This window comes from Pseudomonas sp. GW822-FHT04C11, assembly GCF_058800905.1.
The window spans coordinates 332,369-348,179 of the sequence record NZ_JBXAMS010000003.1 but is presented as its reverse complement, the minus strand read 5'-3'; the positions used below and the strand labels follow the sequence as shown (position 1 = coordinate 348,179).

Sequence of the window (15,811 nt, the reverse complement as noted above, 5' to 3'; positions counted from 1 at the left end):
GGTTTTGGGGCTGCTTCGCAGCCCAGCGGGAGCAAGCTCCCTCGCCACAGGTGATGGTGGTAAATCCGTTAGAAATCCTTGCAAAGCCGCAGTGCGTCGTAGATCGCCGCGTGCGTGTTGCGCTGGGCCACGCAGTCACCGATGCGGAACAGCAAGTAGCCGTCACCCGCCTGACTCAGCGAAGGCTGAGGCTTGATCGCGAACAGGGCTTCGATATCCATCTGGCCTTTGTTGCGCGAGCCTTCCTTCAGTGCGTAGTAGATTTCTTCGTCCGGCCGCACGCCGTTCTCGACCACGACCTGGTCAACCACCCGCTCCTCTTTGGCGCCGGTGTATTCGTTTTCCAGCACCGCCACCAGCTTGTCGCCTTCGCGGTAGACCTTATCGAGCATCATGTCGCCGGTCATGATCACTTCTTTCGGGTACATGCTGCGGTAGTACGTCGGGAACGACGTACCGCCGATGGCCACGCCCGGCTTGATGTCGTCGGTGACGATCTCGACCTGGCTGCCCTTGTCCGCGAGGTAGTCGGCAACCGACATCCCGGTGAACTCGCAAATGGTGTCGTAGACCAGCACGTTCTTGCCCGGTGCAACCTTGCCGTCGAGCACGTCCCAGCTGCTGACTACCAGGCCTTCAGCCGCACCCCAGTGTTCGTTCTGTTCCAGGAACGGGTGACCGCCAACGGCGAGCACCACGATGTCCGGACGCAGGTCGAGAATGGTCGCCGCGTCAGCGGCTACGCCCAGGCGCAGGTCGACTTTCAAACGCGCCAGTTCCAGCTGGAACCAACGGGTGATACCGGCGATCTGGTCCCGTTGCGGGGCTTTCGAGGCGGTAGTGATCTGTCCGCCGATGAACTCTTTCTTCTCGAACAGGGTCACGTCGTGGCCACGTTCGGCGGCTACACGCGCCGCTTCCATCCCGGCAGGGCCGGCACCGACCACCACGACTTTACGTTTCACACCGGTCGATTTCTCGATGATGTGCGGTACGCCCATGTATTCACGGGAGGTCGCGGCGTTCTGGATGCACAGCACGTCCAGACCCTGGTACTGACGGTCGATGCAGTAGTTGGCACCCACGCATTGCTTGATCTGGTCGATCTGGCCCATCTTGATCTTGGCGATCAGGTGCGGGTCAGCGATGTGCGCGCGGGTCATGCCGACCATGTCGACGTAACCGCCTTCCAGAATACGTGTTGCCTGGTTCGGGTCCTTGATGTTCTGCGCATGCAGCACCGGGGCCTTGACCACTTCCTTGATACCGGCCGCCAAGTGCAGGAACGGCTCCGGTGGATAACTCATGTTGGGAATAACGTTGGCCAGGGTGTTGTGGGTATCGCACCCCGAGCCCACGACGCCGATGAAGTCGATCATGCCGGTGTCGTCGTAGTACTTGGCGATCTGCTTCATGTCCTCATGGCTCAGGCCATCAGGGTGGAATTCGTCACCGCAGATACGGATGCCGACGCAGAAATCCGGACCGACTTCCTTGCGCACAGCCTTGATCACTTCCAGGCCGAAACGCATGCGGTTCTCGAAGCTGCCGCCCCATTCGTCGGTACGTTTGTTGACGCGCGGGCTCCAGAACTGGTCGATCATGTGCTGGTGCACTGCCGACAGTTCAACGCCGTCCAGGCCACCGGCCTTGGCACGCGCAGCAGCACTGGCGTAGTTGCCGATCACCCGCCAGATTTCTTCCGGCTCGATGGTTTTGCAGGTCGCGCGGTGCACCGGTTCACGGATGCCCGACGGCGACAGCAGGGTCGGCCAGTGCTCGCCATCCCAACGTGAGCGACGGCCCATGTGGGTAATCTGGATCATGATCTTGGCGCCATGCTTGTGCATGGCATCGGCCAGGTTCTGGAAGTGCGGAATAATCCGGTCGTCGGCCAGGTTGACCGATTTCCACCAGCCTTGCGGGCTGTCGATGGCCACGCTGGAAGAACCGCCGCAAATCGCCAGGCCGATCCCGCCCTTGGCTTTCTCTTCGTAGTACTTCACGTACCGATCGGTGGTCATGCCGCCGTCGGTGGCGTAAACCTCGGCGTGCGCGGTGCTGAGCACGCGGTTGCGGATGGTCAGTTTGCCGATTTGAATCGGCTGGAACATTGCTTCGAAAGCCATGGCAGGATCCTCGACTTACAACGGCTTGACGGTGAACAAGCCGTCGTCGTGGCCTTCTTCGGAGCCACCGTAAACCTGTTCGGCGACGGTGCGAATCTTGCTGCCGCGCGCTTGCAGGATCTGGTCCATGGCACCGGCAAACCAGCCAGTGAACATGTAGTCGACCTTGCGTCCGACCTTGCCGTAGACGTAGACGAATGCCGAGTGCTCGAGCTTGACGCTGGCAGTGCCTTTGTCGAGGTCGATGTCCTGGATCTTGAACAGGCCCCAGCCACGTTGCGACAGGCGCTTCATGTAGTGCTCGAACACCGCAACGCCTTCCAGGCCGTGGCATTCAGCTTCCTTTTCACACCAGTGCCAGGCGGACTTGTAGCCAGCCTTGTAGAGGATCTCGGCATAGGCGTCAGCGCCCAGCACTTCCTCGATGCCCATGTGGTTGTTGACGAAGAAGTGACGCGGCACATACAGCATCGGCAGGGCGTCAGAGGTCCAGACACCGGTTTCGCTGTCGACTTCGATTGGCAGTTGCGGGGCGATCTTGGCCATGCGTAAAACTCCAGAATTCGTTGTATTGAGGCGATATGTAGCAGCTGCCGAGGCACGAGGCTGCGTTGGGCTGCGAAGCGGCCGAGGGCGGTCCTGCGGACCGCAACGCAGCCTCGTGCCTCGGCAGCTGCTACAGGGACAGTTAGTTGGAAATGGGGTTATTCACCCCAAACGTCTTTCAGGACGTTGACCCAGTTTTCGCCCATGATCTTGCGCACGACGCGCTCGGAATGGCCGCGCTTGAGCAGCGTCTCGGTCAGGTTCGGGAACTCGCCCACGGTGCGGATGCCCAGCGGGTTGATGATCTTGCCGAAGCTGGTCAGACGGCGGGCGTAGCCCTTGTCATGGGTCAGGTATTCGAAGAAGTCCTGGCCATGGCCCTGGGTGAAGTCGGTGCCGATGCCGATAGCGTCTTCGCCGACGATGTTCATGGTGTATTCGATGGCTTCGGCGTAATCGTCGATGGTCGAATCGATACCCTTGGCCAGGAACGGCGCGAACATGGTCACGCCGACGAAACCGCCGTGATCGGCGATGAACTTCAATTCTTCATCGGACTTGTTGCGCGGATGCACTTTCAGACCCGACGGCAGGCAATGGGAGTAGCACACCGGTTTCTTGGATTCGAGGATGACTTCTTCGGAAGTCTTCGAGCCGACGTGGGACAGGTCGCACATGACACCGACGCGGTTCATCTCGGCAACGATCTCACGACCGAAACCCGACAGGCCGCCATCGCGCTCGTAGCAACCGGTACCGACCAGGTTCTGGGTGTTGTAGCACATCTGCACAATACCGACGCCCAGCTGCTTGAAGACCTCGACATAGCCGATCTGGTCTTCGAAGGCGTGAGCATTCTGGAAGCCGAACAGGATGCCGGTCTTGCCCTGCTCCTTGGCTTTGCGGATGTCGGCGGTGGTGCGCACCGGAATCACCAGGTCGCTGTTCTCGCGAATCAGCTTCTGGCTGGCGGCGATGTTGTTGACGGTTGCCTGGAACCCCTCCCACACCGACACGGTGCAGTTGGCCGCGGTCAAGCCGCCTTTGCGCATATCTTCAAACAGCTCGCGATTCCACTTGGCAATAATCAGCCCGTCGATAACGATGCTGTCGGCGTGCAATTCGGCTGGGCTCATCAGGCAGTCCCCTATTAGCGATTCATGCGCCGAATCGTCTGCCGGCGCTTTGGGGTCAGCATATGCTTGAGGGACGGGGCAGCCGGGTGCAAAAACGACAGGGGAATTGCCGAAAGCGTCAATACGCGACAAAGGGTCTCACCGCAGGCCCTTTGCCCTCCTGTTCTTTCCCGAATAGTTGGGCCAGAATTCGCCGCATCACTGGATGCATCACTGGAACAAGGGGCGGCTACGCAATGAAATCGATCTTCCTGGCTTTGGCACTGATAGCGACCGGCGTACAGGCGGCAGAAGAAGCCGACAAAAACCCGTGCGATGCGGTCGAAAACGACGTCCAGACCCTGGAATGCTCGACCTATAGCAAAAACACCGCCGAACAACTGCTCAAGGACAATTTCCAGGGCTTACTGGATCGGATGAAAACCCAATACGCGAACAACAAGGCGCAGTTGGCAGACATCACCAGCAAACTCCAGACCGCCGAGCAGCTCTGGATGAAATCGCGGGATGCCGATTGCGCGATTGCAGCGTTCCCTGCAGCGGTAGGCAGCAAGACCTACACCATGGACCTGAACGATTGCCTGGCGAGCAAGAGCGACGAACGGTCGGAGTTCCTGGAGTCGATCGGGCAGCAATGACACAAGGCTCGAAGCAGAGGCTTTAAGCCTGTCACTGCAACCGGGCGTTAACGTGCTCTCACAGCCACGCGAACACCTGCTGTCAGCTCAAGCCTCGAATGGTGATTTGAACGCGCGCTCAGGCATCACCAGTGCACTCGTAGACTGCTCATAGCGATAACCCAACACGGTAATGTCCATAACCTCGCTGATCTTGCGCTGCCAAGGCTTGAGCACGTCTTCGTAGTTGTGGCCCGGGGGACCGTTTTCCATCGGCGCGTAATGCGGCGCCCATTCACCGTTGTACTTTGCCATCTCGGCTTGCCAGTCAGCCCAGACTTTGTCGACAAAACAATGGTGCAGGAAGAACACCGGATCCTCTGGTGAAGTCATCGCCAACATGTTGCCGCCGATCCACAAATGGACACGATTATGCAGTTGTGAGCCCGGTGTCGTGACTTGTGGGTCGCCCCGCTGAGTCACCCAACCCTCCAGCCGATTCCTGAAACCACGCGTGTAAGGTCCGGAATTATAGGGCGGCGTGTCGTACAACCTTTCGCGCATCGCCACGCCTACATCGGCAGAAGTTGGCAGTGAGGCGACCAGGAGCCCGAACTGACGCTTGAGTCCGGGCTCTGGCAAATTATCCTCGGGGTATGCAGGCACCGGCCAGTTGCCGTATTGATGAGCAAAGGCTCCACGGGTCACCCTCCAGTGATCAGTGGAATCACCGTTGCCACCCATGAAGTCATCCGCCCAGATCGGCGAGTTTTCAGGGTCATTGGCGTCTTCAGTCCAATCCCAATAAGGCAATGCGACATTTGGATCGATGGCGTGCAGATCAGCTTCGAACTGCATCAGCATTTCCCGGTGCCAAGGCAGAAACGACGGGCCCAAATGAGCTCCGTTGCGATAGGTGGGGTCTCGGGGTTCATAGGAGTGAACCGTGGGGACCATGACAGCGTGGTGCCAATGGACGTACTTGTCGTAACCGCCCCTGCGCTTGAGCGTCAGCACGCTATTGATAAAACCGGCCCTTTCATTTGGTGACAGTGAACGGACGTTTTTTCTTACGATCATTGCTCAGTTCCCTCGGCAGATGTGCCATCCAATGGGTTCGAAACTGCTCGGTGCCTGCTGTCCAATGTAGGTACCAGGATGACACGGGGTCTACTGTCAGAAATAACAGGTGCGGGCACTTTATGACCAATGGCAGGACCGGTTCGAAAGGGGCTGCATCAGGGTGACTGCACCGCTCAAGTAGGTCACCATTCACGCATTCCTCTGACGCTCTCCTGACTCAAGGCTTCTCATGAAAATCTGTGGCATCGAAATCAAAGGTAGCGAGGCGATCTTCGCCGTCGCCTCCCTCGACAATCAGGTGCTGACTCACGTCGCCCTGAACACCAAGAAAATATCCCTCGACGACGATGATGAAGCCACCAACGTCAAAGCTTTCGCCGCGCAGGTCGGCACCTTTGTTCGTGACAACGGCATTCAGCGCATCGCAATCAAGAAGCGCAGTAAAAAAGGCGAGTTCGCCGGCGGCCCGACCACGTTCAAGATCGAAGGGGTTTTCCAGTTGCTGGACAACTGCGAAGTGACACTGCTGTCACCGCAGACCATCAACGCGCAGAACAAGAAGTTCGACTTTGCACTGCCGGCGACGCTGAACAAGTATCAGCATGAGGCGTACAAGGCGGCATGCTCCGGGTTGATGAAGAAGTAGGCTTACTGAGCCTTCTGGGCGCGATAGTGCTTGAGCCAGTCGGCAAACGATTTGTCCTCAAGCGCGTAAGCGCCGCGATTCGATTTCCAGACCAGTTCCTTTTCACGCAAGGCATCGATGCACGCCTGGATGGTCTGTGTGCCCGGCACTACCTCACTGCCCATCGCTTCCAGTGCTTTTGTCACCGCAACCAACGTCGCATCGGTGAAGGGTGCAAAAGGTTCGTTGCTCTGCGAGCGCTCGACCATGACTTCCAGTACTGCACGCTGTGCAACGGTCAGGGCGTTCCAGGCGCTTTCAAACTCAGTCCACACGCCGGCACGCAACAATTCGGCGCTGCTTCGCAGCAATTGGCTCAGATTGCTTGCTTCGCCCAGTTCCAGGGCTACCTCACCAATAATGGTCCGGAGCATTTCAGGACGGCGTCCCACTAATTCGAAAGCCTCGTCGATGTCTTCAGCGACAAACTGGTTGGTCTGCGCCAAATGGGCATTCAAATGAACGGTGTAGGCTTGGGTGAACGCTTTGCTCAATAGTGGGAACGGAGTAATGCTGGAACCGTAGAAAGGCTGGTTTCGGCTCAGCACAAGGTGAGCCAGTTTGTCGCGATTGGAGCCGGTGAACACCAGGCGCAAGCCACTGGAATCTCCTTCACGCCCTTGATTCAGCTGGTCCCGAGCGGCCTTGAGCCCGAACATGGCGTTGACCCCCGCATCAGTGCTCAACGCATGCTGTGCTTCGTCGATCACCAACACAACAGTCTTGCCAGCAGCGTTGTGCAGCAGTTCCAGGGCTTGAGTCAGCGTCGCGCCTTCAGGCAATTGTGGCTTGCTGAAATCCCAGGACAGCGTACGCAGAAAACTGAGTTTCTCGACGCCCATCGACTTGGCCAGTTTTCGAATGCCCTTCTCATACGGCACCAATGCCCCCGCAATTGCGGTGGCGATCAGGTCAGCAGGATCTTTGTCCCTGTTAGCCCAGAGATCAACGTAGACCGTCAACCAACCTCGGGATTCACATTCCGGTATCAGGTCTTCGCGCAGGAAGGTGCTTTTCCCTGTACGCCGTGGCGCGGCCAGGAACAGGCCAGAGGTGTAATCCTGGATTCCGGTCCCCATCAAACCATCGGCAATATTTTGAGCCAGGCTGGGGCGACGAAATACAAAACCGGTGTTTTTCGACATGGCTTTATACTCAATTATTGAAACTACTATAATTTATAGTTCCGAGTATAAATCACTGTAAATGCCTGTCAAACCACCTCCCGCCCATCCCCCAACCGCCGTCGATCCTCGCGCGGGCATCGGGCAAACCGGGTCCGATAACTACGCGTAAAATACGACGGCGATTCAAACCCGCAGGCAATACTCACTTCAAGCACGCTCATGTCGGTCTGGCGCAGCAACTGCCTCGCCTTTTCCAGTCTTAATCCCAGGTAGAAGTTGCTCGGCGTGTCGTTGAGGTGCAAGCGGAACAGCCGCTCAAGCTGACGTCGCGTCACCTTGATCGAGTCCGCCAGTTCCAGCGTGCTGAGCGGCGGTTCGCTGTGTTGTTCCATCTCGCCAATGACGTGCACCAGTTTCTTGTTGCTGATGCCGTAACGCGTGGCGATCTGCATGCGTTGGTGGTCTTTGCGCGGGCGGATGCGCCCGAGCACGAATTGCTCGCTGACCTGAATCGCCAACTCAGGGCCGTGAGCCTGGGCGATCAGGTCGAGCATCAGGTCGATGGATGCAGTGCCGCCAGCCGAAGTGATGCGGCGCCGGTCGATTTCGAACAGCTCTTGGGTCACGCTGAGCTGTGGATAAGACTCCTTGAACGCGTCGATGGCTTCCCAGTGCAGGGTCACGCGGTGGCCGTCGAGCAACCCCGCTTCGGCGAGGACAAAACTGCCGGTGTCGATGCCACCGAGGGTCACGCCGTCGTGATCGAGGCGACGCAACCAGTGCTCCAGTGTCGGGTTGACGAACTTCAACGGCTCGAACCCCGCGACCACCAACAAGGTCGCGCCCTTTTTCAGTGGTTCCAGCGCCGCATCGGCGTTGAGCGACATGCCGTTGCTGGCCAATACCGGACCGCCGTCGGCGCTCAGCACATGCCAGCGGTACAACTCGCCACGAAAGCGGTTGGCCACCCGAAGCGGTTCGATCGCCGAGATGAAACCGATGGCCGAGAAACCCGGCATCAACAGAAAGTAGAAATCCTGGGACATGGAGCGCACTCGGATGGCGGGCAGCGTGTGGACGTTGATACGCCACTTGCAAGCGACAGACAAGAGCACAGGTCGCTGCAGTGCAAGAGCTGGTCGCCGCTGTGCGTTTTCTGCCGGGTTCAGCTGCGTAACGTGACATCACCGGCGCACAGAGACGCCGGACCCCACAATAACGACCTGCCGAGGATCCCACCATGAAACGACTGATCAGCAGCTGCGTTCTCGCACTCAGTGGTACCGCTTTCTTGAGTTCCGGCGCGATGGCTGCCGACCCCGCCGCCTGCCAGAACGTGCGCATGGGTGTGGTGAACTGGACCGACGTGATCGCCACCAGCGCCATGACCCAGGTCCTGCTCGATGGCCTCGGCTACAAGACCAAACAAACCAGTGCTTCCCAGCAAATCATCTTCGCCGGCATCCGCGACCAGCGCCTGGACATGTTCCTCGGCTACTGGAATCCGCTGATGACCCAGACCATCACCCCGTTTGTCGCCGGCAAGCAGGTGACCGTCCTGAGTGAACCGAGCCTCAAGGATGCCCGTGCCACCCTGGCCGTGCCGACCTACCTCGCCGACAAGGGCCTGAAAACCTTCGCCGACATCGCCAAGTTCGAAAAAGAACTGGGCGGCAAGATCTACGGCATCGAGCCAGGTTCGGGCGCCAACACCCAGATCAAGGAAATGATCGCCAAGAACCAGTTCGGCCTGGGCAAGTTCCAGCTGGTCGAATCCAGTGAGGCCGGCATGCTCGCGGCAGTCGATCGCGCCGTACGCCGCAACGAAGCCGTGGTGTTCTTCGGTTGGGCGCCGCACCCGATGAACGTCAACGTGAAAATGACCTACCTCACCGGTAGCCAGGACGCCCTGGGCCCGAATGAAGGCTCGGCCACCGTCTGGACCGTGACCGCCCCGAACTACGCCAGCCAGTGCCCGAACGTCAGCCGCTTGCTGAGCAACCTGACTTTCACCGCCGAAGACGAGAGCCGGATGATGCAACCGCTGCTCGATCACAAGGACGCGTTCGAATCGGCCAAGCAATGGCTCAAGGATCACCCGCAAGACAAGCAACGCTGGCTTGAAGGCGTGACCACGTTCGACGGCAAACCGGCTGCCGAGAACCTGCAACTGAGCAGTCAATAAACCCGAATGAATCCCCTCTTCGCAGCCGGTTTCGGCTGCGAGCGGGCCCGCTACGCCCAAAAATCATGTCTGAAGGAAACCGCACCATGAACCACGACGTCATCATCACCTGCGCACTCACCGGTGCTGGCGACACGACCGCCAAAAGCCCACACGTGCCGGTCACCCCGAAACAGATCGCAGCCGCTGCCGTGGAAGCCGCCAAAGCCGGCGCCACCGTGGTCCACTGCCACGTGCGCAACCCTGAAACCGGCAAGTTCAGCCGCGATGTGGCGCTGTACCGTGAAGTGATGGAGCGCATCCGCGAAGCGGACGTCGACATCATCGTCAACCTGACGGCTGGCATGGGCGGCGACCTGGAAATCGGCGCTGGCGAGAACCCGATGGAGTTTGGCCCGAACACCGACCTGGTCGGCCCGCTGACCCGTCTGGCCCACGTCGAAGAGCTGCTGCCGGAAATCTGCACACTCGACTGCGGCACCCTGAACTTCGGCGACGGCGACACCATTTACGTCTCCACCCCGGCCCAGCTGCGCGCTGGCGCCAAACGCATTCAAGAGCTGGGCGTGAAGGCCGAGCTGGAAATCTTCGACACCGGTCACCTGTGGTTCGCCAAACAGCTGATCAAGGAAGGCCTGCTCGACGACCCGCTGTTCCAGCTGTGCCTGGGCATCCCATGGGGCGCACCGGCTGACACCACCACCATGAAAGCCATGGTCGACAACTTGCCGGCCAATGCGGTCTGGGCCGGGTTCGGCATCGGTCGCATGCAAATGCCGATGGCCGCTCAAGCGGTGCTGCTGGGTGGCAACGTGCGGGTCGGGCTGGAAGACAACATCTGGCTGGATCGCGGCGTACTGGCGACCAACGGCCAACTGGTCGAGCGCGCCAGCGAAATCCTCAGCCGCCTCGGTGCCCGCGTCCTGACCCCAGCCGAAGGCCGGGCGAAGATGGGCCTGACCAAGCGCGGTTAAACCACACCACACCTATCACCTGTAGGTGCGAGCTTGTGTGGCGAGGGGGCTTGCCCCCGTTCGGCTGCGAAGCAGTCGTAAACCGGCCGATGCGCTTTTACTGACAGACCGCATTGGCTGATTTTGGGGCCGCTTCGCGACCCAACGGGGGCAAGCCCCCTCGCCACACAAGCTCGCTCCTACATTGGATCACCGAATACTTCCAGGAATTTGCCATGAGCTTTATCACCGAAATCAAAACATTCGCCGCGCTGGGCAGTGGTGTCATCGGCAGCGGCTGGGTATCCCGTGCCCTCGCCCATGGCCTTGATGTGGTGGCCTGGGACCCGGCGCCCGGCGCCGAAGCCGCGCTGCGCAAACGTGTCGCCAATGCCTGGGGTGCGCTGGAGAAACAGGGCCTGGCACCCGGCGCTTCGCAAGATCGCCTGCGCTTTGTCGCAACCATCGAAGAATGCGTGCGGGATGCCGACTTCATCCAGGAAAGCGCCCCGGAACGCCTTGAACTGAAACTCGAACTGCACAGCAAAATCAGCGCGGCGGCCAAGCCCAATGCACTGATCGGTTCCAGCACTTCAGGGCTGTTGCCGAGCGAGTTCTACGAGGGCTCGACCCACCCGGAACGCTGCGTAGTCGGCCATCCGTTCAACCCGGTTTACCTGCTGCCACTGGTGGAAGTGGTCGGTGGCAAGAACACTGCGCCAGAAGCGGTGCAGGCAGCGATGAAAGTCTACGAATCGCTGGGCATGCGCCCGCTGCATGTGCGCAAGGAAGTACCGGGCTTCATCGCTGACCGTCTGCTCGAAGCGCTGTGGCGCGAGGCACTGCACCTGGTCAACGACGGCGTGGCAACCACCGGCGAAATCGACGATGCGATCCGGTTTGGCGCCGGGCTGCGCTGGTCGTTCATGGGCACGTTCCTGACCTACACCCTGGCCGGTGGCGATGCCGGTATGCGGCACTTCATGGCGCAATTCGGTCCGGCGTTGCAACTGCCATGGACTTACCTGCCCGCACCGGAATTGACCGACAAGCTGATCGACGACGTGGTCGACGGCACCAGCGATCAACTGGGCAAACACAGCATTTCAGCGCTGGAACGCTATCGTGATGATTGCTTGCTGGCGGTGCTGGAGGCGGTGAAGACCACCAAGGCCAAACATGGCATGACCTTCAGCGAGTAAGCGCAATACCCCGTGGCGAGGGAGCTTGCTCCCGCTCGGCCGCGAAGCGGTCGTAAAAACCGGTAAAAGCGTTTTATCTGATAGAACGCAACTGCAGGTTTTGAGACTGCTACGCAGTCCAGCGGGAGCAAGCTCCCTCGCCACATGTGTTAACCCATGAACATTTGTGGAGCGGCACCATGCCAGCCCTAACTACCTATACCACCAAAATCATCCCCGACTGGGTCGACTACAACGGCCATCTGCGCGATGCGTTTTACCTGCTGATCTTCAGCTACGCCACCGATGCGCTGATGGATCAACTGGGCATGGACAGCAACAACCGCGAAGCCAGCGGCAACTCGCTGTTCACCCTCGAACTGCACCTCAACTACCTGCATGAAGTGAAGCTCGGCGCCGAGGTCGAGGTTCACACCCAGATCATCGGTCACGACCGTAAACGCCTGCACCTCTATCACAGCCTTCATCTGGTCGGCGAAGAGCAGGAACTGGCGGGCAACGAACAAATGCTGCTGCACGTCGACCTCGCGGGGCCGCGCTCGGCACCGTTCAGCGAGTCGGTACTGAACAAACTGCGGGCCATGAGCGCATTGCAATCGGACCTGCCCACCCCTGCCTATATTGGCCGCGTGATCGCATTACCGCCGGAAAAATAACAATCAAAACAAGGAGTTCGCATGAACACCGCCGCCGCTGTTGCCGACTTCCGCAGTTACCCTTTGATCAGTGCATTGACCACCGTGCAAACCCTGGCGGATCACGTGCTGGTGAAGTGGGCCGATGGCCGGGTCAGTCCTTTTCATCATCAATGGTTGCGCGACAACTGTCCGTGCCCGGTTTGCGTGTATGCCGTGACCCGTGAACAGGTGCTGGAAATCGTCGATGTCGCTGAAGATCTGTACCCCGTCGTGGCCCAAGTGGATGCTCAGGGCTGTCTGTCTATCGACTGGCTGGACGGCCATACCAGCCGCTTCGACCCCGGCTGGTTACGTGCTCACGCCTATGACGACGAATCCCGCGCCGAGCGCAGCGCCGGCAAACCTAAAAGCCAGTTGTGGAACAACCAACTGAAGCTGCCGGTGTTCGACTATCAGGCGGTAATGGACGATCCCAAGGCGCTGCTGCAATGGCTTCTGGCACTGCGCGATATCGGCCTGACCCAAGTACGCGGCGTCCCCACCGAACCCGGCTCACTGACGCACATTGCCAAGCGGATTTCGTTTATCCGCGAGAGCAATTTCGGTGTGCTGTTCAACGTGCAATCCAAGGCCGACGCCGACAGCAACGCTTACACCGCATTCAACCTGCCGCTGCACAGCGACCTGCCGACGCGCGAGTTGCAACCGGGGCTGCAATTCCTGCATTGCCTGGTCAATGACGCGGACGGCGGCGAGAGCATTTTTGTCGACGGTTTTGCCATTGCCGACGCCTTGCGTCAGGAAGACCCCGAGGCCTTCCGTGCGCTGTGCGAGATCCCCGTGGAGTTTCGCAACAAGGACCGCCACAGCGACTACCGCTGCCTGGCGCCGATCATCGCCCTCGATACGCTGGGACAGGTGTCGGAAATCCGCATGGCGAATTTCCTGCGAGGGCCGTTCGATGCTTCGGTCGAGCAGATGCCCAAGCTGTATCGGGCCTATCGACGCTTTATCGCCATGACCCGCGAAGCGCGTTTCCGGCTCATCACCCGTCTCAACCCCGGTGAAATGTGGTGCTTCGACAACCGCCGAACCCTGCATGCCCGTAACGCTTTCGACCCCACCAGCGGTGCCCGGCATTTTCAGGGCTGCTACATCGATCGCGATGAATTGCTCTCGCGCATCTTGGTGTTGCAACGCTAGACCGTGTCATCGTTCATCGTCGGAACGCCGCCCGGAGCAAGCCTTGCTCCTACGAGGGTATCTGGTTACCTCCCCTGTAGGAGCAAGGCTTGCCCGCGATGGCGTCGCCTCAGACAACACACCCACACCTGATTCACAGACAAAAAAAACCCCGATCAAGCCGTGACAGGATCGAGGCAGAAGTTACTGTTGAGGAGCTGTTGCGCGAGGGTGACCAAACCTTCGTGAAGCCAGCTGAATCCAGTGTGCCTACTCCCCACTCACGCAAGTTAGTCGAAAACGACCTGTTCATAGGTATTGCGGCCATTGCGACAAATCGTCCTTGCCCCGCCCCATCACCGCTACCAGAATCGAACCACGACACCGTTCCCTGAAGAAGGATTGCGTCATGATGCACGCTGATTTGATTGACCAGGAAGACCTGTTGGGCCAGCTCAAGGCACGCGGATTTGAAGTCCCGATGGGAGCCACTGCAGAGCAGGCCTGTGAATGCGCGGTACGTGGCCTGGATGACACGCGAGCCTATGAGCTGCGCAAAATGGTCAAGGATATGTACACCAGCAGCGCGACTATTCTGCCCGCCGTGCGCCAGGCGATCGACAAGCAACTGCTGCCGGCATTGGCGCTGTACCAGCAGAGCCGTAGCGCCTGATCACTCTCTGTGGCGAGGGAGCTTGCTCCCGCTCGACCGCAAAGCGGTCGCAAATCCGGTAAACGCGTTTGACTGACATTGCGCGTTCTTCGATTTGGGGCTGCTACGCAGCCCAGCGGGAGCAAGCTCCCTCGCCACAAAAGCGCGCTCAGTTAGAGCCTTACGCTAGCGAAAGTCGACTCGTTGCGCGCCTGACTCAACGCCGACATCGGTCCGGACAACGGTGCCAATACCAGTGCCTGCGGGATCGGCATCATTGCCACCTGTTGGGTGGTGTTGGAACCGACGCGTTCGTCACGCGGAGGAATGCCGAAGTATTCGCGGTAGCACTTGGAGAAGTGCGGGGTCGACACGAAGCCGCAGACCGAGGCAACTTCGATGATCGACATCGGCGTTTGCTTGAGCAATTGCCGGGCGCGGATCAGCCGCAGCTTGAGGTAGTAGCGCGACGGCGAGCAGTGCAGGTATTTCTGGAACAGCCGCTCCAGCTGACGACGTGATACCGCGACGTACACCGCCAATTCATCGAGGTCGATCGGCTCTTCAAGGTTGGCTTCCATCAGCGCGACGATTTCCTGCAACTTCGGCTGATTGGTGCCCAGCATGTGCTTGAGCGGCACGCGCTGGTGATCCTGTTCGTTGCGGATGCGCTCGTAGACAAACATTTCCGAAATCGCTGCCGACAGTTCGCGGCCGTGGTCGCGGCTGATCAGGTGCAGCATCATGTCCAGTGGCGCGGTGCCGCCAGAGCTGGTGAACCGGTTACGGTCGAGGGTGAACAGGCGAGTGCTCATCGCCACCCGTGGGAAAGCTTCCTGCATCGACGCCAGACATTCCCAGTGCACGCTGCAATCGAAACCGTCCAGCAGACCGGCGCAGGCCAGGGCCCAACTACCGGTGCAGACCGCACCGAGACGGCGCGACTGACGGGCCTGGCTTTGCAGCCACGACACGTGTTCACGGGTCACCGTGCGTTGAATGCCGATGCCGCCACAGACAATCACGGTGTCCAGGGGCGGGGCTTTGTGCATGGAGGCGTCAGGGGTGATTTGCAGGCCGTCACTGGCCCAGACCTGGCCGCCGTCAACGGTGAGCGTGCTCCAGCGATACAACTCGCGACCGGACAATTGGTTGGCCATGCGCAGGGGTTCTACTGCAGAGGCCAGAGAAATCAGCGTGAAATTGTCCAGCAGCAAAAAGCCGATGGATTGAGGCGCACGGTTCTGGGGTTGCGCCCCGGAGTTGAACGACGTCATCGCGGTATCTCCTCACACAAAGCGGGTGATGGCCTCAGGCGGAGGCTCTTGTTATGGCCATCGTTCTCTTGCGTGAGACGGGGCTTTGTTATGACAGAGCAATTGCCATGCCTAAAATTGAATGCTCATTCAATAACTCCTGAAAACGACGTCGCGATGTGTCTATATGTGTCTATAGAGCTCAGTCGATGCGCAAGGGTTATCAGGCTGGCAGATGCCCTACCCCGCGGGGTGTGAGCAAATCGGTAGCACTTTTGGGAAGCGCATCAAAAGTGCCGGGAAAGAGTGTCACCCCAAGCACAGGTGACGAGCGGTCAGCGCCCGGAATGACGTCTGACCGCAGGAGATTTTTGTTGCCTATTTGCGACGCGCTAAAAGGTGGCGCTCTGTTGGATCAGT

Annotated in this window: 15 protein-coding genes; 8 read left to right on the top strand and 7 right to left on the bottom strand. The window is 59.4% G+C overall.

Annotated elements, in window-relative coordinates; all coding sequences use genetic code 11:
* Positions 1–68 precede the first annotated feature (68 nt).
* The 3 genes from dgcA to AC1RJ3_RS07150 form a co-directional block, all read right to left on the bottom strand.
* Complete coding sequence (gene dgcA / locus AC1RJ3_RS07160; RefSeq protein WP_347928196.1) at positions 69–2,129, bottom strand: dimethylglycine demethylation protein DgcA; 2,061 nt, start codon at positions 2,127–2,129, stop codon at positions 69–71.
* A 15-nt stretch (positions 2,130–2,144) separates the two neighbouring features.
* Positions 2,145–2,675 (bottom strand): DUF5943 domain-containing protein, encoded by a 531-nt coding sequence (locus AC1RJ3_RS07155; RefSeq protein WP_008033249.1) that lies wholly within the window; start codon positions 2,673–2,675, stop codon positions 2,145–2,147.
* 158 nt (positions 2,676–2,833) lie between these two features.
* Entirely contained in the window at positions 2,834–3,811 is a 978-nt protein-coding gene (locus AC1RJ3_RS07150; RefSeq protein WP_007907542.1) for a dipeptidase, read from the bottom strand.
* Between the two features lie 236 nt (positions 3,812–4,047).
* Here AC1RJ3_RS07150 and AC1RJ3_RS07145 point away from each other — a divergent pair, with 236 nt between their 5' ends.
* Positions 4,048–4,449, top strand: a complete 402-nt coding sequence (locus AC1RJ3_RS07145) for a lysozyme inhibitor LprI family protein (protein WP_347928197.1) — start codon at positions 4,048–4,050, stop codon at positions 4,447–4,449.
* 87 nt (positions 4,450–4,536) lie between these two features.
* On the opposite strand, the gene AC1RJ3_RS07140 is transcribed toward AC1RJ3_RS07145, so the two are convergent.
* Positions 4,537–5,508 (bottom strand): tyrosinase family protein, encoded by a 972-nt coding sequence (locus AC1RJ3_RS07140; RefSeq protein WP_347928198.1) that lies wholly within the window; start codon positions 5,506–5,508, stop codon positions 4,537–4,539.
* 232 nt (positions 5,509–5,740) lie between these two features.
* Between AC1RJ3_RS07140 and AC1RJ3_RS07135 the strand changes: the two genes are divergently transcribed.
* Complete coding sequence (locus AC1RJ3_RS07135) at positions 5,741–6,157, top strand: DUF3010 family protein (protein ID WP_493078140.1); 417 nt, start codon at positions 5,741–5,743, stop codon at positions 6,155–6,157.
* 2 nt (positions 6,158–6,159) lie between these two features.
* Here the strand turns inward: AC1RJ3_RS07135 and AC1RJ3_RS07130 are convergent, their stop codons facing one another.
* Both AC1RJ3_RS07130 and AC1RJ3_RS07125 read right to left on the bottom strand, forming a co-directional pair.
* Complete coding sequence (locus AC1RJ3_RS07130; RefSeq protein WP_347928200.1) at positions 6,160–7,341, bottom strand: ATP-binding protein; 1,182 nt, start codon at positions 7,339–7,341, stop codon at positions 6,160–6,162.
* Between the two features lie 68 nt (positions 7,342–7,409).
* Positions 7,410–8,369, bottom strand: a complete 960-nt coding sequence (locus AC1RJ3_RS07125; protein ID WP_103322148.1) for a GlxA family transcriptional regulator — start codon at positions 8,367–8,369, stop codon at positions 7,410–7,412.
* 194 nt (positions 8,370–8,563) lie between these two features.
* Here AC1RJ3_RS07125 and choX point away from each other — a divergent pair, with 194 nt between their 5' ends.
* The 6 genes from choX (at position 8,564) to AC1RJ3_RS07095 (ending at position 14,156) form a co-directional block, all read left to right on the top strand.
* Positions 8,564–9,508 carry a choline ABC transporter substrate-binding protein gene (gene choX / locus AC1RJ3_RS07120; RefSeq protein ID WP_054594384.1) on the top strand — a complete coding sequence of 315 codons (945 nt, stop codon included), beginning with the start codon at positions 8,564–8,566 and terminating at the stop codon, positions 9,506–9,508.
* Positions 9,509–9,594: 86 nt separating this feature from the next.
* Positions 9,595–10,482: a 3-dehydrocarnitine:acetyl-CoA trimethylamine transferase CdhC gene (cdhC, locus tag AC1RJ3_RS07115; protein WP_019694008.1), complete on the top strand. Its 888-nt coding sequence runs from the start codon at positions 9,595–9,597 to the stop codon at positions 10,480–10,482.
* Between the two features lie 215 nt (positions 10,483–10,697).
* Positions 10,698–11,663, top strand: coding sequence for an L-carnitine dehydrogenase (locus AC1RJ3_RS07110; RefSeq protein WP_103320268.1), 966 nt, complete (start codon positions 10,698–10,700; stop codon positions 11,661–11,663).
* 179 nt (positions 11,664–11,842) lie between these two features.
* Entirely contained in the window at positions 11,843–12,319 is a 477-nt protein-coding gene (locus AC1RJ3_RS07105) for a thioesterase family protein (RefSeq protein ID WP_054594386.1), read from the top strand.
* 21 nt (positions 12,320–12,340) lie between these two features.
* The gene (locus tag AC1RJ3_RS07100; RefSeq protein ID WP_347928202.1) at positions 12,341–13,504 is read left to right on the top strand and encodes a gamma-butyrobetaine dioxygenase; all 1,164 of its coding nucleotides are present in this window, start codon (positions 12,341–12,343) and stop codon (positions 13,502–13,504) included.
* A gap of 388 nt (positions 13,505–13,892) precedes the next feature.
* The gene (locus AC1RJ3_RS07095) at positions 13,893–14,156 is read left to right on the top strand and encodes a hypothetical protein (RefSeq protein ID WP_019694012.1); all 264 of its coding nucleotides are present in this window, start codon (positions 13,893–13,895) and stop codon (positions 14,154–14,156) included.
* A gap of 152 nt (positions 14,157–14,308) precedes the next feature.
* Here the strand turns inward: AC1RJ3_RS07095 and gbdR are convergent, their stop codons facing one another.
* The gene (gbdR, locus tag AC1RJ3_RS07090; RefSeq protein ID WP_054594388.1) at positions 14,309–15,412 is read right to left on the bottom strand and encodes a choline metabolism transcriptional regulator GbdR; all 1,104 of its coding nucleotides are present in this window, start codon (positions 15,410–15,412) and stop codon (positions 14,309–14,311) included.
* Positions 15,413–15,811 lie beyond the last annotated feature (399 nt).